Annotated in this window: 19 protein-coding genes and 1 pseudogene; 7 read left to right on the forward strand and 13 right to left on the reverse strand. The window is 73.4% G+C overall.

Annotated features, from left to right (window positions below):
• The first annotated feature begins 29 nt into the window (after positions 1-29).
• The 4 genes from C0R66_RS15145 to C0R66_RS15160 all read left to right on the forward strand — a co-directional run bounded on the left by C0R66_RS15145 (position 30) and on the right by C0R66_RS15160 (position 2,846).
• Entirely contained in the window at positions 30-1,133 is a 1,104-nt protein-coding gene (locus C0R66_RS15145; protein ID WP_101525413.1) for a citrate synthase 2, read from the forward strand.
• Positions 1,121-1,717 carry a class I SAM-dependent methyltransferase gene (locus C0R66_RS15150; protein WP_199286702.1) on the forward strand — a complete coding sequence of 199 codons (597 nt, stop codon included), beginning with the start codon at positions 1,121-1,123 and terminating at the stop codon, positions 1,715-1,717. Before C0R66_RS15145 ends, C0R66_RS15150 begins: the two co-directional genes overlap by 13 nt.
• A gap of 72 nt (positions 1,718-1,789) precedes the next feature.
• Entirely contained in the window at positions 1,790-2,227 is a 438-nt protein-coding gene (locus C0R66_RS15155) for a DUF5709 domain-containing protein (RefSeq protein ID WP_101525414.1), read from the forward strand.
• A 46-nt stretch (positions 2,228-2,273) separates the two neighbouring features.
• Positions 2,274-2,846, forward strand: coding sequence for a DUF1707 SHOCT-like domain-containing protein (locus C0R66_RS15160; RefSeq protein WP_101525415.1), 573 nt, complete (start codon positions 2,274-2,276; stop codon positions 2,844-2,846).
• Here the strand turns inward: C0R66_RS15160 and C0R66_RS15165 are convergent.
• From C0R66_RS15165 to C0R66_RS15185, 5 genes are all read right to left on the reverse strand, one after another.
• Positions 2,797-3,429, reverse strand: coding sequence for a VldE C-terminal domain-containing protein (locus C0R66_RS15165; RefSeq protein ID WP_101525416.1), 633 nt, complete (start codon positions 3,427-3,429; stop codon positions 2,797-2,799). The genes C0R66_RS15160 and C0R66_RS15165 overlap by 50 nt on opposite strands.
• Before the next feature lie 87 nt (positions 3,430-3,516).
• Positions 3,517-4,509: an ABC transporter substrate-binding protein gene (locus C0R66_RS15170; protein ID WP_101525417.1), complete on the reverse strand. Its 993-nt coding sequence runs from the start codon at positions 4,507-4,509 to the stop codon at positions 3,517-3,519.
• 98 nt (positions 4,510-4,607) lie between these two features.
• A complete protein-coding gene (locus tag C0R66_RS15175; protein ID WP_101525418.1) occupies positions 4,608-5,342 on the reverse strand; it encodes an ABC transporter ATP-binding protein in 735 nt (244 codons plus the stop codon).
• Entirely contained in the window at positions 5,339-6,241 is a 903-nt protein-coding gene (locus C0R66_RS15180; protein WP_241901470.1) for an ABC transporter permease, read from the reverse strand. The genes C0R66_RS15175 and C0R66_RS15180 overlap by 4 nt, the downstream gene beginning before the upstream one ends.
• Before the next feature lie 68 nt (positions 6,242-6,309).
• On the reverse strand, positions 6,310-6,825 hold the full coding sequence (locus C0R66_RS15185) for a GNAT family N-acetyltransferase (protein ID WP_241901471.1): 516 nt from the start codon (positions 6,823-6,825) through the stop codon (positions 6,310-6,312).
• Between the two features lie 109 nt (positions 6,826-6,934).
• Here C0R66_RS15185 and serC point away from each other — a divergent pair, with 109 nt between their 5' ends.
• Positions 6,935-8,065 carry a phosphoserine transaminase gene (gene serC / locus C0R66_RS15190; protein ID WP_101525420.1) on the forward strand — a complete coding sequence of 377 codons (1,131 nt, stop codon included), beginning with the start codon at positions 6,935-6,937 and terminating at the stop codon, positions 8,063-8,065.
• 16 nt (positions 8,066-8,081) lie between these two features.
• On the opposite strand, the gene C0R66_RS15195 is transcribed toward serC, so the two are convergent.
• From C0R66_RS15195 to C0R66_RS19625, 6 genes are all read right to left on the reverse strand, one after another.
• The gene (locus C0R66_RS15195) at positions 8,082-8,582 is read right to left on the reverse strand and encodes an O-acetyl-ADP-ribose deacetylase (protein ID WP_101525421.1); all 501 of its coding nucleotides are present in this window, start codon (positions 8,580-8,582) and stop codon (positions 8,082-8,084) included.
• A 7-nt stretch (positions 8,583-8,589) separates the two neighbouring features.
• Positions 8,590-9,597: a DNA topoisomerase IB gene (locus C0R66_RS15200; RefSeq protein ID WP_101526289.1), complete on the reverse strand. Its 1,008-nt coding sequence runs from the start codon at positions 9,595-9,597 to the stop codon at positions 8,590-8,592.
• 820 nt (positions 9,598-10,417) lie between these two features.
• The gene (locus C0R66_RS15210) at positions 10,418-11,914 is read right to left on the reverse strand and encodes a class I SAM-dependent methyltransferase (protein ID WP_241901472.1); all 1,497 of its coding nucleotides are present in this window, start codon (positions 11,912-11,914) and stop codon (positions 10,418-10,420) included.
• Between the two features lie 107 nt (positions 11,915-12,021).
• Positions 12,022-14,841, reverse strand: a complete 2,820-nt coding sequence (locus C0R66_RS15215) for an FAD-binding and (Fe-S)-binding domain-containing protein (RefSeq protein ID WP_101525423.1) — start codon at positions 14,839-14,841, stop codon at positions 12,022-12,024.
• An 84-nt stretch (positions 14,842-14,925) separates the two neighbouring features.
• Complete coding sequence (locus C0R66_RS15220; RefSeq protein WP_101525424.1) at positions 14,926-16,188, reverse strand: hydroxyacid-oxoacid transhydrogenase; 1,263 nt, start codon at positions 16,186-16,188, stop codon at positions 14,926-14,928.
• A 23-nt stretch (positions 16,189-16,211) separates the two neighbouring features.
• Complete coding sequence (locus C0R66_RS19625; protein WP_241901473.1) at positions 16,212-16,544, reverse strand: NUDIX domain-containing protein; 333 nt, start codon at positions 16,542-16,544, stop codon at positions 16,212-16,214.
• On the opposite strand from C0R66_RS19625, the gene C0R66_RS19630 reads away from it, so the two are divergent.
• Complete coding sequence (locus C0R66_RS19630) at positions 16,536-16,844, forward strand: hypothetical protein (RefSeq protein ID WP_241901474.1); 309 nt, start codon at positions 16,536-16,538, stop codon at positions 16,842-16,844. The two genes, C0R66_RS19625 and C0R66_RS19630, sit on opposite strands and share 9 nt — an antisense overlap.
• On the opposite strand, the pseudogene C0R66_RS19635 reads toward C0R66_RS19630, so the two are convergent.
• Positions 16,808-17,158, reverse strand: a pseudogene (locus C0R66_RS19635) (NUDIX hydrolase); the annotation flags it as partial. The gene C0R66_RS19630 and the pseudogene C0R66_RS19635 overlap by 37 nt on opposite strands.
• Positions 17,159-17,213: 55 nt before the next feature.
• On the opposite strand from C0R66_RS19635, the gene C0R66_RS15230 reads away from it, so the two are divergent.
• The gene (locus C0R66_RS15230; RefSeq protein WP_101525425.1) at positions 17,214-18,272 is read left to right on the forward strand and encodes an acyltransferase family protein; all 1,059 of its coding nucleotides are present in this window, start codon (positions 17,214-17,216) and stop codon (positions 18,270-18,272) included.
• On the opposite strand, the gene C0R66_RS15235 is transcribed toward C0R66_RS15230, so the two are convergent.
• Positions 18,190-19,029 carry a lysophospholipid acyltransferase family protein gene (locus C0R66_RS15235; protein WP_101525426.1) on the reverse strand — a complete coding sequence of 280 codons (840 nt, stop codon included), beginning with the start codon at positions 19,027-19,029 and terminating at the stop codon, positions 18,190-18,192. The genes C0R66_RS15230 and C0R66_RS15235 overlap by 83 nt on opposite strands.
• Positions 19,030-19,039: the final 10 nt, after the last annotated feature.

Below are 19,039 nucleotides of genomic sequence, written 5' to 3' on the forward strand. Positions count from 1 at the left end.
CTTCGTCCCCGACAAAGGAGTCGCATCACATGACCGAGGTTCACCACGGGCTCGAGGGAGTCATCGCGTTCGAGAGCGAGATCGCGGAGCCGGACAAGGAAGGTTCCGCACTTCGGTACCGCGGTGTGGACATCGAGGAGATCGTCGGGCGCATCCCGTTCGAGAACGTCTGGGGCCTGCTGATCGACGGCGTCTACACCCCCGGTCTCCCCGCGGCGGAGCCCTACAACCTGCCGGTGCACACCGGTGACGTGCGCGTCGACGTGCAGGCCGCGGTCGCGATGCTCGCCCCGGCGTTCGGCTTCGGCCAGACCTACGACATCACCGACGAGCAGGCCCGCGAGGACCTGGCCCGCGTCGCCGTCATGGTGCTCTCCTACGCCGCCCAGTCGGCCCGCGGCCTGCACCAGCCCGTGGTGCCGCAGAAGCTCGTGGACCAGGGCAAGACCCTGGCCGAGAAGTTCCTGATCCGCTGGAAGGGCGAGGCCGACCCGGCCCACGTCAAGGCCATCGACGCCTACTGGTCCTCGGCCGCCGAGCACGGCATGAACGCCTCCACGTTCACGGCCCGGGTGATCACCTCCACCGGCGCCGACGTGGCCGCGGCGTTCTCCGGCGCCATCGGCGCGATGAGCGGCCCGCTGCACGGCGGCGCGCCCTCCCGGGTGCTGGGCATGATCGAGGACGTCGAGAAGACCGGCGACGCCGAGGCCTACGTCAAGAAGCTGCTGGACGACGGCGAGCGCCTGATGGGCTTCGGTCACCGGGTGTACCGGGCCGAGGACCCCCGTGCCCGGGTGCTGCGTCGCACCGCCCGTGAGCTGTCGGCGCCTCGCTACGAGGTCGCCGAGGCGCTGGAGCAGGCCGCGCTCAAGGAGCTGCGCGAGCGCCGCCCCGACCGGGTGCTGGAGACCAACGTGGAGTTCTGGGCCGCGATCGTGCTCGACTTCGCCGAGGTGCCCGCCAACATGTTCACCTCCATGTTCACCTGTGCCCGCACCGGTGGCTGGTCGGCGCACATCCTGGAGCAGAAGCGCACCGGTCGCCTGATCCGCCCCTCGGCCATCTACACCGGTCCGGCCGCGCGCTCGGCCTCGGAGATCGAGGGCTGGAAGTCGGAGTGGGCGGACTGACCGACGCCGCGGCGGTCGACCTCTGGGACACCGAGGCCAGAACGTTCGACGACGGTCCCGACCACGGGCTGCGAGACCCCTCGTGCCGCAACGCCTGGGCCGAGCTGCTGCTGGCAGTGATGCCGGCGGCCCCGGCCCGGGTGGCGGACCTCGGCTGCGGCACCGGCACCCTGTCGGTGCTGCTGGCCGAGGAGGGGTACGTCGTCGACGGCGTCGACTTCTCTCCCGAGATGCTGCGCCGGGGCATCGCCAAGGCCGGCGGCCGGGTGCGGTTCACCATCGGTGACGCAGCCGACCCGCCGCTGGCCGACGCCGGGTACGACGTGGTGCTCTGCCGCCACGTGCTGTGGACGCTGCCCGACCCCGCGGCCGCCCTGGCCCGCTGGACCCGCCTGCTCGCCCCGGGCGGTCGGCTGCTGCTCGTCGAGGGCGACTGGGGCACCGGGGCCGGGCTCACCTCGGCCACGGTGGTGTCCCTGCTCAGCCAGGTGGGCCGGACCGGTGCGGTGCGCTACCTCCCCGAGCCGGTGTTGTGGGGCCGGACCGTCGAGGACGAGCGGTTCCTGGTGGTCTCCCGTTCCTGAGTGCCGCATCGGCGTGCCTCGAATCGGGTACTGGATGAGGGATAGATCCCCATCCCAAGGAGCGTTCCACCGATGAGCGAGACCCCCGACAGCGAGAGCTACCACGACTACAGCGTGGACGACGAGGACCAGCCCCAGGGCGAGGGCGACAGCCTGGTCGACGACCGCGGCCTCACCGAGCCGCTCGACGAGGGCTACTCGCCGCCCGAGAAGTGGTCGGCCGCGCAGGGGTTCGGCAACACCCCCCTGGAGGAGGCCACGGGCGAGACGCTCGACCAGCGGCTGGGCCAGGAGATCCCCGAGCCCGACCCCTACGAGGCGGCGGCCGAGGCCGAGGCCGAGGAGCAGCTCGACGACGGCGAGGTCGGCGCCGAGCGCGCCGGGCGCCTGGTCGACCCCGATGAGGGCGTCGGCGAGGACACCGAGAAGGAGCTGGTCGGCGAGGACGTGGGCATCGACGGTGCCGGCGCCAGTGCCGAGGAGGCTGCCGTCCACGTCGTGGAGGAGTAGGGGGGCGGCTCGCCCCTGCCTAGACTTGTGCGCATGAGGGGGACTCGTGACGACCGGTGACCCGTGGGCCGGGCTGTCGCACGATCCCCGGCTGCCGGAGCGCGCCCACCTCCGGTCGGCCCAGCGCGACCGTGACGCCGTTGCGCAGGTGCTCGCGGAGAGCTTCGCAGACGGGCGCCTGGACCGCGATGAGTTCGACGCGCGCGCGGAGACGCTCGCCGGTTCGCGCACCCTGGGCGAGCTGCCACCCCTGGTGGCGGACCTGGTTCCCCCTCCGCCGCTGCACCAGCCGACCCTCTACCAGTCCGGTCTTCCGCTCGAGCAGGTCGAGGCGATCCGGGCCAGGGCCCTCCAGCGCTACGAGCGCCGGCGCCGTGACTCGTTGTGGACCCTGATCAGCGTCAGCCTCATCTGCTTCACCGTGTGGGGAGTGGGCTCGCTCGGCGACGGTCCGGGCTTCCCCTGGCCGCTCATCGTGCTGGCTGCGTTGGCCGCGCACCACGTCCGGGTGGTGCTCGAACGCCGACGCAGCATCGAGGAGGAGACCCGGCGATTGGAGCGCAAGGCGCTCAAGGCCCAGCAGCGGAGGGCCCGGCGGCAGCTCCCTCCGGGCGCCTGAACGCGGGCTGCTCGACGTACCAGCTGGTCAGCCCGCGTGCGGCCCGCCGGGTCAGGGAGATGTGCATGTGGTCCCGGTGCCGCAGCGTGACGGAGCAGCCCTTGCGCCGCGGGCAGGACGAGCTGCGGTACGGGCGTTCGGCAAAGCCGTGGTAGGAGAACCAGATGCGGTCGTTCCAGATGACGTACATGATGCCCATCCGCCGGGCCAGGGCGTGCGGGTTGCCGGCCGCGTCGGGGGCGAACACCTCGTCGAGGAACAGCCGGCCGTCCCGCTCGTCCTGGCCTGAGCGCGCATCCAGCATCCAGTCGAAGGCGCGGGCCTCCTTGTGCTCGGACGTGCCCGGCCCGGCGCAGCTCCGGGCGATCGGTCCCCGCCGGCCGCCACGAGCCGCCAGCGCCTGTGCCAGCTGGCGCACGCCCGGCCCGGCGTGGCGCCGGCACCGGGTCTGCGGCTGGTAGTCGGCGTACCCCTCGATGGCGCTGGTGAAGACCGGCGCCTCGCTGGCGTCAGCGGGGACCGCGCCTCCGGGCGCCAGCAGCGCGATGAGCAGGACGGGAGCGGCGAGCAGGCTGCGGAGCACCCCCGCGACGCTACGTCGTGCCGACCGCAGACGTCCGCCGTACCGAGGAACTCGGCGCGACGGACGTCTGGAGAGCGTGGGTGTGGGCTACTTGACGATGCCGGGCTCCACGATCGAGGAGAAGTCGATCGTCGTGGGCAGCTCTCCGGCCTCGGTGAAGAGGTCGGCGAGGTGCTGCGAGGCCTCGATGATCTCGTCGGTCACCGGACCGACGTCGGACTTCTTGTTCTCGGTCACCACGGTGGTGGTGCTCTCCGGCAGGCCGGACTCCTCGGCCCAGGCCTTGCCCCACGCCTCGTGGTTGTCCACCGCCCAGGCGAAGCCCTGGCGGACCCGGTCGACGAAGTCGACGATCATCTCCCGGGTGTCGGTCTCCTCGAGCGACTTGCTCGAGGCGATCTCGAACTGCAGGCCGTTGTCGTCCGGAGCGCCACCGGCGATCTCCACGGCGTCGGCCTCCTGGATGGCCTGGGTCACGAACGGGTCCCACACCACCCAGGCGTCCACGGCACCGGAGGTGAAGGCGGCCAGCCCGTCGGCCGGGGCGAGGTAGTTGACCTCGATGTCGTCGAGCCCGAGGCCGGCCCGGTTGAGCGCCTTGATCAACATGCCGTGCGAGGAGGTGCCGCGGCCGACGGCGACCTTCTTGCCCTTCAGGTCCTCCACACTCTTGATGTCGGAGCCCTCGGGCACCAGGACGGAGTCGGAGTGCGAGTCGCGCTCCACGACCGCGGCCACGATCTTGAAGTCCGCGTCGGCCGCGGCGCCGAAGATCGGCGGGGTGCTGCCGACCCACGCCACGTCGATCTGGTCCGCGGAGGCTGCCTCCACGATCGGCGGGCCGGCGGTGAACTCGGACCACTCGATCTCGTAGGGGAGATCCTCCAGGAGCTCGGCCTGCTTGAGGATCGCGCGGATGCCGTCCTTCTGGACGCCGACGCGCAGGACGGGCTTGCCGCTGTCGGAGGTGGCCGCGTCCCCGTCACCGCCGCAGGCCGCGAGCGTGGTCGCGAGGGCGAGGGCGCCGAGCAGCGCGAGGCTGCGTCGGACCCGTCCGGGTCGGGTGCTGGTGCTGGTCATCGCGTTGCTCCTGGATGGTGTGTGGACAGGGGTTCAGGCAGGTCGGCGCACGCCTGCGCGGTGCGGGCGGGCCGGGTCGAACAGGGCGGCGTACCGCGTCAGTGCGCGGCGGCGAGCTCGGTGGCGCTGTCGCCAGTGACACCGAGCAGCGACAGGAGCGCGACGCGGCGCGAGACCACCTCGGCGTCCTCGCGGCGGCGGGGCCGCGGCAGGTCCAGGCGCTCGTCGTGCACCAGGTGCCCCTCGGCGATGACCAGGACCCGGTCCGCGAGCAGCAAGGCCTCCTCGACGTCGTGGGTGACCAGCAGTACCGCCGGGCCGTGGCTCTGCCACAGGTCCTGCACCAGCTGCTGGGCCGAGATCCGGGTGAGGGCGTCCAGCGCGCTGAACGGCTCGTCGAGGAGCAGCAGGTCGGGCTCCCGGACCAGGGCCCGGGCCAGGGCGACCCGCTGCCGCTGGCCGCCGGAGAGCTCGCGGGGCCAGGCGTCCTCGCGGCCGGCGAGACCGACCTCGGCCAGCATGGCCCGACCGTGCCCCTCGGGGTCCTCGCCGCGGTGGCCGAGGATCACGTTCTCCAGGGCGTGGCGCCAGGGCAGCAGCCGCGGGTCCTGGAAGACGACCGCGGGCTCGCGACCGGTACGCACCTCGCCCGTGGCCCCGTCGTCCAGGCCGGCCAGCACCCGCAGCAGGGTGGACTTGCCCGAGCCCGAGTGCCCCAGCAGCGCCACGAACTCGCCGGGCCGGATCTCCAGGTCGATGCCCGCGAGCACCTCGTTGCCGCCGAAGCTGCGGCGTACGTCGCGCAGCCGGACGACCGGCTCCTGCCCGCTCATGCCGTCACCCCCTCGTCGCGCCAGCGCAGAGCTCGACGCTCCAGCACCCGCACCAGGGCGTCGGTGATCAGGCCGAGGACGGCGTAGGCGAGCAGGCCGACGACGATGACGTCGGTCTGCAGGAAGTCGCGCGCATTGTTGATCAGGTAGCCCAGTCCGGCCCCGGCGTTGATCTGCTCGGCCACGATGAGGGCGAGCCAGGCGACCCCGAGCGACTGGCGCAGGCCCACCAGGGCACCTGGCAGCACAGCCGGGAGCATGACGTGACGCACCCGCTCGAGCGTGGAGAGCCGCAGCGACGTGGCCAGCTCCAGCAGCTCCGGGTCCACGCTGCGCAGCGCTGCGACCAGGTTGAGGTAGAGCGGGATGACGACACCGAGCGCCACCAGGTAGATCTTGGGCTCCTCCTTGATCCCGAACCAGACGATGAACAGCGGCACCAGGCCGAAGAGCGGGATGGTCCGCACCATCTGCATCAGCGGGTCGACCAGCGCGTCGCCGATGCGGCTCAGGCCGGTGATGACTCCCAGCACCACGGCCGCCACGGCGCCGATCAGGAAGCCCAGGGAGGCACGCTGCAGGGAGACCAGCACGGCCTCGGTGAGCTTGCCGCTCTCGGTCAGCTCCCAGGCGGTGACGGCCAGGTCAGCAGGCGAGGCCAGCGTCTTGGGGTCCAGCAGCCCGGTCGAGGAGGCGACCTGCCACAGCACCACCAGCGCGAGGGGGCTCACCCAGCGCAGGGCCGCGGCCCGCAGCCGCGCCGATCGGGCACCGCCGGCGCGGCCGGGCGCGGCAGCCCTGGCGAGCACGGTGGACTTCGGGTCCGATCCCAGCCCCACCCCCGCGGCCGGGGTGGTGCGCGCACCTGCGCGCTCCAGGGACATCGAGGTTTGACTCATGCCCGAGATATTAGACTAATTTACTGGACTTACTCTCCTGGTGTCCCGCGTGTCGGACCCAACAGTCCTCACAGGGTCTTGCCGAAGCAGCGAGACAGCTCACCACCTGCGTAGTAGCCGTAGCCCGCGATCGGCGCGTAGCCGGCCGACTCGTACAAGGCGATCGCTTCGGGCTGCCGGGTCCCGGTCTCCAGGATCATCGTCGCCACGCCGGCCTCCCGGGCGCTCTCCTCCAGCCGGGACAGCATCAGCCGGGCCAGGCCGCGCTGGCGGTGCTCCGCCGCGACGTACATCCGCTTGATCTCCGCGCAGGGTCCCGGCTCCATCCCCACCGGCACGGCGTGCCAGCGCCAGGCCCCGGTGGCCACCGGCTCGGGACCGAGGTAGCCCACGAAGAACGCGCCGCGCCCCTCCGCGAACTCGCCCGCGTCGATGGGCGCCTCGTCGGGACCTCCGTAGCGCACCACGTACTCGGCCTGGACCTGGGCGACCAGGCGCACCGCGTCCGGATGGTCGAACGCGCGACGCTCGATGTGCGGCGTGCAACCGGCAGTTCCGGCGGCGCGTTCAGGGGTGCTCGTCACGTGACCTCATTTCGTCGTACCCGCCTGGACGGTGCCAGAATAGGCGGCGGCCCGAGGGCCGCTGACAGCGTCGTCAGGCCTCCCGCTCGACAACCGAAAGGAAGCCCTGGTGACCGTCACCACCGACGCCCTCCAGATCCCCGCCGACCTCCTCCCCGCAGACGGTCGCTTCGGCGCCGGGCCCTCCAAGATCCAGCCCAGCCACGTCGCCGCCCTGGCCGCCACCGGCACCTCGCTGCTGGGCACCTCGCACCGCCAGGCCCCGGTCCGCGACACCGTCGCGCGGGTGCGCGAGGGACTGGCCGCGCTCTTCGACCTGCCTGCGGGCTACGAGGTGGTGCTCGGCAACGGCGGGGCGACCGCGTTCTGGGACATCGCCGCCTTCGGCCTGGTGCGCAACAAGAGCCAGCACCTGTCCTTCGGGGAGTTCTCCGCCAAGTTCGCCTCCTCCACCAAGGCCGCCCCCTGGCTCGCCGACCCCTCGGTGATCACCGCCGAGCCGGGATCGCGGCCCGAGGCCGTCGCCGAGGACGGCGTGGACGCCTACGCCTGGGCGCACAACGAGACCTCCACCGCCGTGATGGCGCCCGTGGCCCGCCCCGCCGGCATCGACGAGGACGCCCTGGTGCTGATCGACGCCACCTCCGGCGCCGGCGGCCTCCCGGTCGACCTGGCCGAGGTCGACACCTACTACTTCGCCCCGCAGAAGTGCTTCGCCTCCGACGGCGGCCTGTGGCTCGCGATCATGTCGCCCCGGGCGCTGGACCGCGCCGCGGAGATCGCCGGCAGCGCCCGCTACATCCCGCCGTTCTTCGACCTGCCCACCGCGATCGACAACTCGACCAAGAACCAGACCTACAACACCCCGTCGGTCGCCACCCTGTTCCTGATGGCCGAGCAGCTGGACTGGATGAACGCCCAGGGCGGCCTGGCCGGCATGGTGGCGCGGACCACCGCCTCCTCAGACGTGCTCTACGGCTGGGCCGAGAAGACCTCCTACACCACGCCGTACGTCGCGAACCCCGACCACCGGTCCCTGGTGATCGGCACCATCGACTTCGAGGACTCCATCGACGCCGCGCGGATCGCCGCGGTGCTGCGGGCCAACGGCGTCGTGGACACCGAGCCCTACCGCAAGCTGGGCCGCAACCAGCTGCGGATCGCGATGTACCCGGCGATCGACCCCGCCGACGTCGAGCGGCTGACCGGCTGCATCGACTACGTGGTCGAGCGCCTCTGAGGCTCCAGGTCCGGGCCTAGCTCGCGCCGAGCCGGGCCCGGACCGCGTCGTACGTGCGTCGGCCGAAGGCGACCAGGCGGGCCTCCTCGACCCGCGTCGGGGTGGCCCGGAGCGTCTCGAGCGCCGCGTCGATCGCGTCGCCCAGCGGCCAGCCGTAGACGCCCGCGCTGACCAGCGGGAACGCGACGCTGCGCGCCCCGAGCTCGTCGGCGACCCCCAGTGCCCGGCGGTAGCAGGAGGTGAGCAGGGCGCGGTCGGTCTCTCCCCGGGTGTAGTTGGGTCCCACGACGTGGATCACCCAGCGTGCCGGCAGCCTGCCCGCGGTGGTCCAGCCCGCGTCGCCGGTGGCCAGGCCGCGCGGGAAGCGGCGTACGCAGTCGGCCAGCACCTCGGGCCCGCCGGCGGCGTGGATCGCGCCGTCCACCCCTCCCCCGCCCCGCATCGCCCGGTTGGCGGCGTTGACCACCGCGTCCACCTGCTGGGTGGTGATGTCGCCCTGCACCACGGTCAGCTCCATGACTCCCCTACTCCTCGGCGAGCAGCTCGAGCACCGCCCGCTCCAGCGCGTCCTGACGTTCGTCAGGGGTCGGAAAAGTGCGGCTGGCGGCCGCCTCGATGGTGCGGCCCTCCTCGTAGGCGTCCACGACCCGGGGGTCCACGTAGGAGGCCTTCGCCAGGGTCGGGGTGTTGCCCAGGAACTCCGAGACCTCGCGCATCGTCGCCGCGACGGCCCGCTTGCGGGACGCCTTGGTGTGACCCGGCTCCGGCGTCTGGGCCAGCGCTGCCGCAGCGATCACCGTGGCGTGCCAGGTCCGGAAGTCCTTCGCGGTGGCCTCGACCCCGGTGGTCTCGCGGATGTAGGAGTTGACCGTCGCGGAGTCCAGGGTGCGCCAGGTCCGGCCGTCCTTCCACGCCAGCAGCCGGGGCTCGCCCGGGGCGCGACGGCGCCGCATCACCTCCAGCGCCTCCACCACCGCCGGATCGTCGATCTCGATGCAGTGCTCGACGCCGGACTTGCCCACGAAGCAGAAGACCAGCCGGTCCCGCTTGCGGCTCACGTGGCGCCGCTCCAGGGTGGTGAGGCCGAAGCTCCCGTTCTGGTCGGCGTACACGTCGTTGCCGATCCGGAAGTAGCCGAGGTCGAGCAGCCTGGTGGCCACGGCGCAGGCCCGGCTCAGCTCCATGCCCTCCGTGCCGAGGTCGGTGAGCACCTTCTCCCGGGCTCTCGACATCGCCTGTCCGAAGTCGAGCACCCGGTCGAACTTCGCCGCGTCGCGGCGGGCCCGCCACTGCGGGTGGTAGAGGTACTGGCGGCGTCCGGCGTCGTCGGTGCCCACCGCCTGCAGGTGGCCGTGGGGGTACGGCGTCACCCAGACGTCGCGCCAGGCCGGCGGGATGACCAGGTCCCGCACCCGCTGCGCGTCGTCCTCGGACAGCCGCTCGCCGTGCTGGTCGAGGTAGACGAAGCCCTTCCCGGCGCGCCGGCGGGTCCAGCCAGGCTGGTCGGGAGCGGTGCGGCGCAGTCGAGGCATGGACACATCTTCACATCGCCGCGCAACAGTCCCGGGCCGAACCGGCGCGGGATCAGCGTGGGATCAGCGTGGGCGGAGCGCCCGGACCAGCAGCCCCGCGATCAGCACCGCGATGCCGGCGTTGAGCAGCCAGGCCCAGCCCGGCCGCAGGTCCTGCTCCGGGTCCTGGTCCGGGTCCTGCTCCGGCGTGCCGTCCTCCGGGCCGGGCGAGACGGAGGTCGACGGGGCGGCGGACGGGGCGGCGGACGGGGCGGCGCGCGTCATCGCCGCGGTCACCGAGTCCGGCAGCGCCACCCGCAGCACGTCGGTGAACTGGCCCTCGGTCCCCACCAGCACCTCGCCGTCCGCGGTGACGGTGACCGCCTCGCCCTGCTGCTGCCGGGGAAGCGGGAGCTCGTCCACCAGCTCCAGGTCGGGGAACGTGTAGACGAAGGCGGAGGTGTAGTTGCGCAGGATCAGGTGCTCGCCGTCGGGGAAGAAGGCGCCGTCGGTGACCATGCCGGCCACCTGGCCCAGCGCCGTCAGCTCGTTGGGCGCGTCGGGATCCAGCTCTCGCGGGGCGGCGTACACCTGGCCGCCGAAGACGACCTTGCTGACCACCAGCAGCCGGCCCGTGACCGGGTGCGCCAGCAGGGCCTCGGCGTCCCGCGGACCGTCGGGATAGGCCAGCTCGAACCGCGCCGGGGTCGCCGCCCGCTCCCCCTCCCCCACCGGCACCCGCAGCACCTCGACGGAGGAGCGACGGCCCCGGTTGTCCCCGATGTCGCCCACCCACACCTCGCCCGGGCCCGCGGGGGCGACCGCCTCCACGTCGGTCGGGTCACCGGTCCAGGTGGTGACTCCGACGGTGTCCCCGGTCGCGACGTCGACGGTGAAGACCCGTCCGGTGTCGCCGCTGTCGTTGACGGTGGCCACCCGGTCCCCGGGCAGCGTCGCCAGCCCGGAGGACTCCACGATCTCGGGGTCGGTGTAGGCGAAGACCGCCTCCCCGTGCTCCGGGTCGTCGCCGAGGGCGCTGCCGAGGGAGAACGGGACGGCCAGGGCCACCGCGGCCAGCCACCCGCCGGCCTCGGAGAGCGCGACCACGACGTCCCGCCTCAGTCCAGCAGCTCGGCCAGGCGGGGCCGGATCCCCCAGGTGGAGACGAGGTCGTCGTACTCCTTGCGCACGCCGCCGCCCTTGACCACCGCTCCGGTGCGCACCGCGCGGAGCAGGGTGTTGCGGGGGTGTGCTCGCTCTCCACGAACTCCACCACGTCGACCCGGTAGCCGTGCAGCCGCAGGATCGAGGCGCGCAGCGCGTCGGTGAGGGTGTCGGCGAACCGCTCCCGCAGGATCCCGTGGCGGGTCAGCATCGCGTACGGCGCCGGGGTCGGGGTCCGGCGCAGCTGGGCGGCCACGTCGTGGTGGCAGCAGGGAGCGGCGAGCACCAGCGACGCCTGCCACTGCACGGCGCGGGCCAGCGCCTCGTCGGTCGCGGTGTCGCAGGCGTGCAGGGCCAGCACCACGTCGGGCGGCTCGGGCAGGCTGGCCTCGGCGATGCTGCCCACCACGAACGAGGCGTCGATGCCCAGCTCGCTCGCCACCCGGGAGTTGTGCTCGGCCGACTGCTGCTTCACGTCCACCCCCGTCACGTGCACGGGCAGACCACGCACGTGGGTCAGGTAGCGCTGGGCCGCGAACGTCAGGTAGGCGTTGCCGCACCCCAGGTCCACCACCCGCAGCGGGTCGTCCTGGCTTGCCTTGCGCAGGTGCCCCTTGCTCCGCGCCTCGGTGATGGAGGCGTCCAGCAGCCGGAGGAACTCCTCCACCTGGCGGTACTTCGCCTGCCGGGACGGCTTGACCCGCCCCTCGGCGGTGGAGATGCCCAGACTGATCAGCACCGGGTCGTCCTCGGCGAGCATCCGGGACTTGTCCCGGTCGTGCCCGCGCTCCACCTCGACCTCCTCGGCCCGCGCGGTGGTGTGCACCATCGCCTCGAGCTTCTTCGTCACCCGGACCTGGTGCTGCTCGGTGGTGGTCTCCACGTGCCAGTGGGCGAACGGCTCGTCGAGCAGGTCGTCCACGGCCTCGCGGGCGGGACTGGGCTGGCCCGGCTCGCCGAGGGCGTAGTTGGAGGTGTGCGCCTGCGTCTCGTCGTACGCCGTGACCTGGAGGTGGCGACCCGCCTTGAGGTCGACGTAGCGCAGCTCGACGCGCTTCCAGCGGGGGTGCTGCCCCTTCTGGCGGCCTGAGGCGACGGCCCGGACCAGCACGTCGGGGTCCAGGATCAGGGTGCGCATCCGCATCAGCGCGCGGAGCAGCGGTTCGGCAGCCATCAGCGGACCCTCACTTGACCAGGGCTGCGACGAGCACGATCAGGATCAGGCCCCCGAGCGCCAGCGGGATCACGAGGCGGCGGTGACGGGGGTTCATGACACCGATGCTAGTCCGCGGTGACCCGCCGCCCCACATCCGCCGAGGCGCCCGCGAGGAGCTCGGCAAGGTGCACGGCCTTGACGTCTGCGAGGTCGTCGAGCTGGTGCCGGCACGAGAGGCCGTCGGCCAGCACCACCGCGCCCGGGTTGGCCCGGACCGCGGGCAGCAGCTGGAGCTCGGCGACGGCGACCGAGACCTCGTAGTGGCCCTGCTCCATCCCGAAGTTGCCGGCCAGTCCGCAGCAGCCGCCGACCCGGGTGACGTGGGCACCGGCCTTCGCCAGGAGCCGGGCGTCGGCCTCCCAGCCCAGCACCGACGCGTGGTGGCAGTGCGGCTGGGCCACGATCTCCACCCCGCTCAGGTCGGGCGGGGTCCAGTCCAGCTGGTCCAGCAGCTCGGCGAGGGTCTTGATCCCCGCGGCCACGGTCTCGGCGCGCGGGTCGTCGGTCAGCTGCACCGCGTCCGAGCGCAGCGTCGCCAGGCAGGACGGCTCCAGGCCGATCACCGGCGTCCCGGAGGCGACGTACGGCTCCAGCACGGCGACCGTCTTCTCGATGGTGGAGCGCGCGTGCTCCAGCTGGCCGGTGGAGATCCAGGTGAGTCCGCAGCACGCGTCGGAGGGGATCAGCTCCGCCCGCAGCCCGGCGCCGGCCAGCAGGTCGATGGCCGCCTTGGCCGAGGAGGGCCGGAAGTGGTCGGTGAAGGTGTCGGCCCAGATCCACACGTCCGGGGCGCTGGCTGCCTCCTGCTTGCGTGAGCGCCCCAGCAGCGACTGGGCGCTGCGGGGGGCCACCGAGGGCAGGGAGCGCCGGGCGTCCATCCCGGCCACCTTGTTGGCCAGCCGGGTCACGGGGCCGGTGCCCATCGCCTTGTCGAGCCAGCCACGGCCGAAGGAGCCGGGCGCCAGCCGGACCAGCGCAGGCAGCCAGCCCAGCGTGTAGTGGGTGCGGGGCCGCCGGCGCCCCTGGTAGGTCTGGTGCAGCGCCTCGGACTTGTAGGTGGCCATGTCCACGCCGGTGGGGCAGTCCCGGGCGCAGCCCTTGCAGGACAGGCAGAGATCCAGCGCGTCGTGCACCGCGGGGTCGGCCAGCCCGTGCACCAGGGTGCCGTCCAGCGCCTCCTGCAGGGTCCGGGCGCGGCCGCGGGTGGAGTCCTTCTCGTCCCGGGTGGCCTGCCAGGACGGGCACATCACGCCGGCGGCGGAGCCGGCACCGGGCACGGTCACGCACTTGCCGACGCCGGTGCAGCGGTGCACCGCGGTGCCCATCGAGGTGTCCTCGACGAACCGCAGCAGGGTCGGCACGGGCGCCACGGGCCGGCCGGGACGCAGGTCGGCGTCCAGCGGCGCGGGGTCGACCAGCACCCCGGGGTTGAGCACCTCGTCGGGGTCGCAGATCGCCTTGGCCGCGCCGAAGAGTCGCATCGACTCCTCGTCGTACATCCGCGACAGCAGCTCGGAGCGGGCCCGCCCGTCCCCGTGCTCGCCGGAGAGCGAGCCGCCGTGGGCGACGACCCGGTCGGTGGCGGCCTCGAGGAACTCGCGGAAGACCTTGCGGCCGGTCTCCCCCTCGTGGAAGGGGAAGTCGATGCGCACGTGCACGCAGCCGTCGCCGAAGTGGCCGTAGGGCACGCCCTGGAGGTCGAACTCGGTGAGCAGCTCGTCGAAGTCGCGCAGCCAGGCGCCCAGCCTGGCCGGGGGCACTGCGGCGTCCTCCCACCCCGAGTACGCCGGCCGGCTCAGGCTGCGGGCCGCCAGCCCGGCACCGTCCTCGCGGATCCGCCACAGAGCGGTCGCGGCGGAGGGGTCGGCCACCTCGAGCCGCTCCAGCTCGCCGGCGTCGGACAGCCGGCCCTCGCCGGTGACCTCCACGAAGAGCCACCCGGCCCCGCGGGGCAGGTCGGGCACCGAGGAGCCGGCGGCGCGGACCAGGTCGACGATCCGGGCGTCGAGGCCCTCGCAGGCGACCAGGCCCAGGCCCTGGGCGGGCGCGGAGTCCAGGATGCCGGGGACGGCGTCGGCGGCCTCGGCCATCGAGGGGTAGCCGAGCACGAAGAGCCGACGCGGCTCCTCGGCGACCAGTCGCACCGTCGCGCCGAGGACCAGCGCCAGCGTGCCCTCGGAGCCGACCAGGAAGCGGCCGACGTCGCGGCGCTCGGGCAGCAGGTGCTCCATCGAGTAGCCGCTGACCTGGCGGGTGAACTGGCCGAAGCTGGTGCGCACGTGACCCAGGGAGCCGTCGACCAGGGTGGCGAGCTCGGCGGCCACCCGGTCCTGGGCGGGGGTGCCGCTGCGCAGCGAGGCGGTGCTGCCGTCCCCGTAGGCGACGTCGAGACCCACCACGTTGTCGCTGGTGCGCCCGTAGCCCAGGGCCCGGGAGCCGCAGGCGTTGTTGCCGATCATCCCGCCGATGGTGCAGCGGGTGTGCGTGGAGGGGTCGGGGCCGAAGCGCAGCGCGTGCGGCGCGGCGACCTGCTGCAGCGCGGCGTGCACCACGCCCGGGTCGACGCGGGCGGTGCGGGCCTCGGCGTCGATCTCGTGGACCCGGTTGAGGTGACGGGAGGTGTCGACCACGATCCCGGGGCCCACGGCGTTGCCGGCGATCGAGGTGCCGGCGCCACGCATGGTGAGGCCGACGCCGGTCTCCCGGGCCACGCCCAGGGCGGCCACGATCTCGTCGGGGTGCCGGGGCCGGACCACGACCTGGGGCACCACCCGGTAGAGGGAGGCGTCGGAGGAGTAGACGGCGCGGGTGACGTCGGCGTCGGAGACGTCGGTGAGCCCCGCGCGGGCCAGGGCGGCGAGCAGCCCGCCGGTCGACTCAGGCATCGGCACTCCGCACGGTCAGCACAGCGACATTGTGCCAGCCGTCCGCGACCGCCCCGGACCCGACGGCCGTCGCGGACGCCGGCCTCACCACAGCTCGAGGGACTCCCGGAACACCTGGGCCAGGTCCGCCTCGCCGACCGCCTTGGGCGCGGTCGCCAGCAGCCGCTGCTGGGCCAGCGCACCGGCCACCAGCTCCTCGACGTCGGCGGCGCCGTAGCCCACCGCGGCCAGCCCGTTGGGGAGGCCGATGTCGTGCATCAGGGTCCGCAGCACCGACGGCAGCGCGTCGGGCCCCTCGGTCCTGCCGGTCGGGTCCAGCATCCGCGCGGCGGCCAGGTGGCGGTCCGGGTCGGCGTCGAAGGTGAAGGCGAAGGCGGCCGGCGCGGTCAGCGCCACCGCCATCCCGTGCGGCACGATCGGCTCCTGGCCCGGGTAGCCCTCGGGGTGGAAGTCGCGCACCCGCCCGGCGATCGGGTAGGCACAGGCGTGCGGGATGTGCACCCCGGCGTTGCCGAAGCCCAGGCCGGCGAACGTCGCCGCGAGCGCCATCTGCTCCCGGGCGTGCGGGTCCCCGCCGTCGCGCACGGCGTCGCGGAACGAGCCGGCGAGCAGCGTGAGCGCCTTGCTGGCCCACATGTCCGCCACCGGGTTGGCCCCGCAGTAGGGCACCCGCTGCTCGGGCGCCTTGGCCTCGAAGTCGGCGTACCAGCGGGCGGTCCAGCTCTCCAGGGCGTGGCACAGGATGTCCATCCCGGCGGCCGCGGTGACCGCGGCGGGCTGGGTCATCGTCAGGTCCGGGTCCACCACGGCCAGCCGGGGGCGCAGCGCGGGGTGGCTGATCCCGGTCTTGACCTGCAGCGCCAGCACGTCGAGGACGCAGATGGTCGTGGACTCCGACCCGGTGCCGGTGGTGGTGGGCACGGCCACCAGCGGCAGCAGCGGCTGCTCGGGGGCGCGCGCCTTGCCGATGGGAGCGTTGAGGTAGTCCATCAGCTCGCCGGGGTTGGTGGTGAGCAGGTTGACCGCCTTGGCGGTGTCGATGCTGGAGCCGCCGCCCACCGCGATGATCGCGTCGAAGGGTCCGGCGTCCCGGGCGGCGGCGATGGCGTGCTCCAGCGAGGCGTCGGTGGGCTCCACGTGCACCTGGTCGTAGGTGGTGACGTCGAACCCCGCGGCGCCCAGCCGCTCCGCGATCCGGGCCGGGTGGCCGGTGGCGGCCACGCCGGCGTCGGTGACCAGCAGCACCCGCCGCGCGCCGAGCTGACCCAGGTCGTGGGCGAGCTCGGTGGAGGCTCCCCTGCCGAACTTCAACGCGGGCGCCGCGTAGGTGAAGACCTGCTCGGTCAAGACGCTTCCCTTCGGTGGTGGACTCAGTCGGGCTGGCTCGCGGCCCGGGCCGCGAGCACAGCGTGCCGCACCACGTCCAGAACCTCCACCGTCCCGGCCTTGATCTGTGCGAGCGGCACAAAGGCCACGGCGTCGGTGGTGCCGTCCGTCTCCGCGACCCGGGGCTCGGCGCCGGGGGCCACCTCGGCCCGGAAGAGCAGGTGCACCCCGTGGAAGTCCTCGAAGCGCCCGCGCGGGGCGGTCCCGGAGAAGTGCACGTCGTGCACCGTGAGCAGCGGCCCGACGGTGCACTGGACCCCGCACTCCTCGGCGACCTCGCGCACCAGCGCCGAGACCGGTGCCTCACCGTGGTCCACCCCGCCCCGGGCAGGGTCCAGGTCCCGGCGTGGAAGCCGCGCGGAGAGATCCTGGTCAGGAGCACCTCGTCCTCGGCACGCAGCGCGTCGGCCGCGGAGCCGCGGGTGATCAGCGCGTACGCCGCGAGCCGCTGCAGCCGTACCGGCCGGAGGTCCCGCAGCGCCTCGGTGACCATCGGGACCACGGGCAGCGCACCGGACTCCACGTCGGCGACGGGGTGCCAGGCCGCCTCGACGGTCGACCCGTCGACCTCCTGCACCTCCGGGGCCGGCGAGTCAGGAGGCACCCAGCCCTCGTAGACGATCCGGATGGCGTGCGCGTCCACCACGCGCCCCTCCCGGCGCACGCCGGGCATGTGGGCGGAGTAGACGTGCGCGGTCTCGCTCACGGTGGCCGCCAGCCCGGTCTCCTCCATCACCTCGCGCACCACGGCCAGCCGTGGCTCCTCGCCGTGGTCCAGCCCGCCGCCGGGCAGCGTCCAGAGCTCGTGCGGGGAGACCCGCTCGGCCAGCCGGCTCAGCAGGATCTCCTCCACCGCGCCGTCGAGCCGGCGCCTGATCACGGCGTACGCCGCCACCCGCTGGTGCAGGGGCAGGGGTCCTCGCGGCGTCATGCCCCCAACCTAGGCGATAGGGCCGAGCCGCGCGGATGATCGATATGGTGGCTGGATGCCTGGACGTCGGGACCCGTGGTTGGACAACGCGAAGGCGATCCTGGTCATCCTCGTCGTGGTCGGGCACGCCATCGTGCTGCTGCCCTACGGCGATCCCAAGTCCCGGGTCTACGACTTCCTCTACTACTTCCACATCCCCGCCTTCGTGCTCGTCTCGGGCTACCTCTCGCGCACGTTCGCGTGGACTCCGCGCCACCTCACCGCCCTGGTCACCACCCTGGTGGTGCCCTACGTGGTCTTCGAGTGGCTGATGGCCGCCTTCCGGGTCTACGTCGTCGGCCAGCCCAGCAGCATGGAGGTGCTGCAGCCGTTGTGGCTCAACCCGCACTGGCCGATGTGGTACCTGGTGGCGCTGGCGCTGTGGCGCCTGGCGACGCCGCTGCTGGTCCGGCACTGGCTGATGGTGCCGGCGGCGGTGGCCGTCAGCCTGGCCGCCGGGGAGGTGGACCTGGAGCTCCTCGACCTCAACCGGGTCCTGGGCCTGCTGCCGTTCTTCGTCATCGGCCTCCACCTCCCCCGCCGCGCCCTGGAGCTGCTGCAGGCCCGCTGGACCGGGCTCGCGGGCCTCGCCGTGCTGGCCGGCATCTGGTGGCTGGCGGCGCGCACCGACGACCACTGGAGCACCCAGTGGCTCTACTACCGCTCCTCCTACGACACGCTCGGGGCGTCGTGGGGCGAGGGCGCCGAGATCCGCGCCCAGCTCATCCTCGTCGGTCTCGCCGGCACCGCGGCGGTACTGACGCTGGTGCCCCGGCGCCGCTCCCTGCTGACCGCGGTGGGCACCTACACGATGGGCGTCTACCTGCTCCACGGCTTCGCGATCCGGTACGCCGGGGCTCAGGACGTCAGCCACTGGCTGCCCGGCAACGGCTGGACCTCGGTGGCGATCACGGTCGCCGCCGCGGTCGCCCTGGCCCTGTTCCTCGGCTGGCCGCCGGTGGCGCGGCGGCTGCTGTGGCTGGTCGACCCGGTCAACCAGCTGCTGTCGCTGCGCGGGCGAGCTCGCCGGGGACCGGCAGCCCCGGAGGACCGCTCGGCCCCCAGCTCGGGCTGAGCGCGGAGCGCGGCAGCTGGTCCAGGACCAGCGCCTCCCCGCGGTCGGGGGCGTGCCCGCCCAGGTGGGCGGGGTGCCACGGCGCGTGCTCACCGGCTCGGGGCTGGTGGTGGGGCAGCTCCTGGAGACCCTCCAGGAGCTCGGTCAGGCGCAGGCCCAGCTCGGTGGTACCGGCGACCAGGTCGGCGGCGGCGCCCAATGTGATCGGCTCGCCGAAGCAGACGTCGATCCGCCGTCCCCGGGTCAGGTCGGGGCCGGGCTCGACTCCCTCGACCGGGCGCCCCACAGAGTAGATCCGCTGGGAGCCCCACAGCGCGGTCGGCACGATCACCGCGCCCGTCTCGCGGGCCAGCGCCACGGTCCCCCGCATCAGCGAGCGCACCGTGAAGGAGTAGGAGATGCCGGCCTCGGGGAAGATCCCCACCGCCTCGCCCTCGCGCAGCAGCCGGCGTGCCCTCAGGTACGCCGCCGCCGGGGCGTCGCGGTCGACCGGGATGTGGCCCATCCGGTCCATCGGGTAGGCCAGGCCCGGGGTCTGCCAGACGTCGTGCCGGGACAGGAAGCGGGGGAAGCGGCCTCGCTCCCGCGCCGCCAGGCAGATGGGCAGCGAGTCGAGGTAGGAGACGTGGGTCGCGGCCAGGATCACCGGTCCCGTGGCCGGGACGTGCTCGAGGCCGCGCGTCTCGAGGGTCACGTCGAGGGCCCGGAGCGCGAGCCGCCCGAGCCCGAGCGCAGTGCGGTACCACCCCTCGTCCACAGGCGTCAGG

The organism is Nocardioides houyundeii, assembly GCF_002865585.1.
GTDB lineage: Bacteria > Actinomycetota > Actinomycetes > Propionibacteriales > Nocardioidaceae > Nocardioides > Nocardioides houyundeii.

What these genes read in the sequence shown, in the direction of transcription:
- C0R66_RS15145 (WP_101525413.1), top strand. Translation starts at nt 30, where the DNA reads ATGACCGAGGTTCACCACGGGCTCGAGGGAGTCATCGCGTTCGAGAGC.
- C0R66_RS15155 (WP_101525414.1), top strand. Translation starts at nt 1,790, where the DNA reads ATGAGCGAGACCCCCGACAGCGAGAGCTACCACGACTACAGCGTGGAC.
- C0R66_RS15170 (WP_101525417.1), bottom strand. Translation starts at nt 4,509, where the DNA reads ATGACCAGCACCAGCACCCGACCCGGACGGGTCCGACGCAGCCTCGCG.
- C0R66_RS15175 (WP_101525418.1), bottom strand. Translation starts at nt 5,342, where the DNA reads ATGAGCGGGCAGGAGCCGGTCGTCCGGCTGCGCGACGTACGCCGCAGC.
- C0R66_RS15180 (WP_241901470.1), bottom strand. Translation starts at nt 6,241, where the DNA reads ATGAGTCAAACCTCGATGTCCCTGGAGCGCGCAGGTGCGCGCACCACC.
- C0R66_RS15195 (WP_101525421.1), bottom strand. Translation starts at nt 8,582, where the DNA reads ATGGAGCTGACCGTGGTGCAGGGCGACATCACCACCCAGCAGGTGGAC.
- C0R66_RS15200 (WP_101526289.1), bottom strand. Translation starts at nt 9,597, where the DNA reads ATGCCTCGACTGCGCCGCACCGCTCCCGACCAGCCTGGCTGGACCCGC.
- C0R66_RS15210 (WP_241901472.1), bottom strand. Translation starts at nt 11,914, where the DNA reads ATGGCTGCCGAACCGCTGCTCCGCGCGCTGATGCGGATGCGCACCCTG.
- C0R66_RS15215 (WP_101525423.1), bottom strand. Translation starts at nt 14,841, where the DNA reads ATGCCTGAGTCGACCGGCGGGCTGCTCGCCGCCCTGGCCCGCGCGGGG.
- C0R66_RS15230 (WP_101525425.1), top strand. Translation starts at nt 17,214, where the DNA reads ATGCCTGGACGTCGGGACCCGTGGTTGGACAACGCGAAGGCGATCCTG.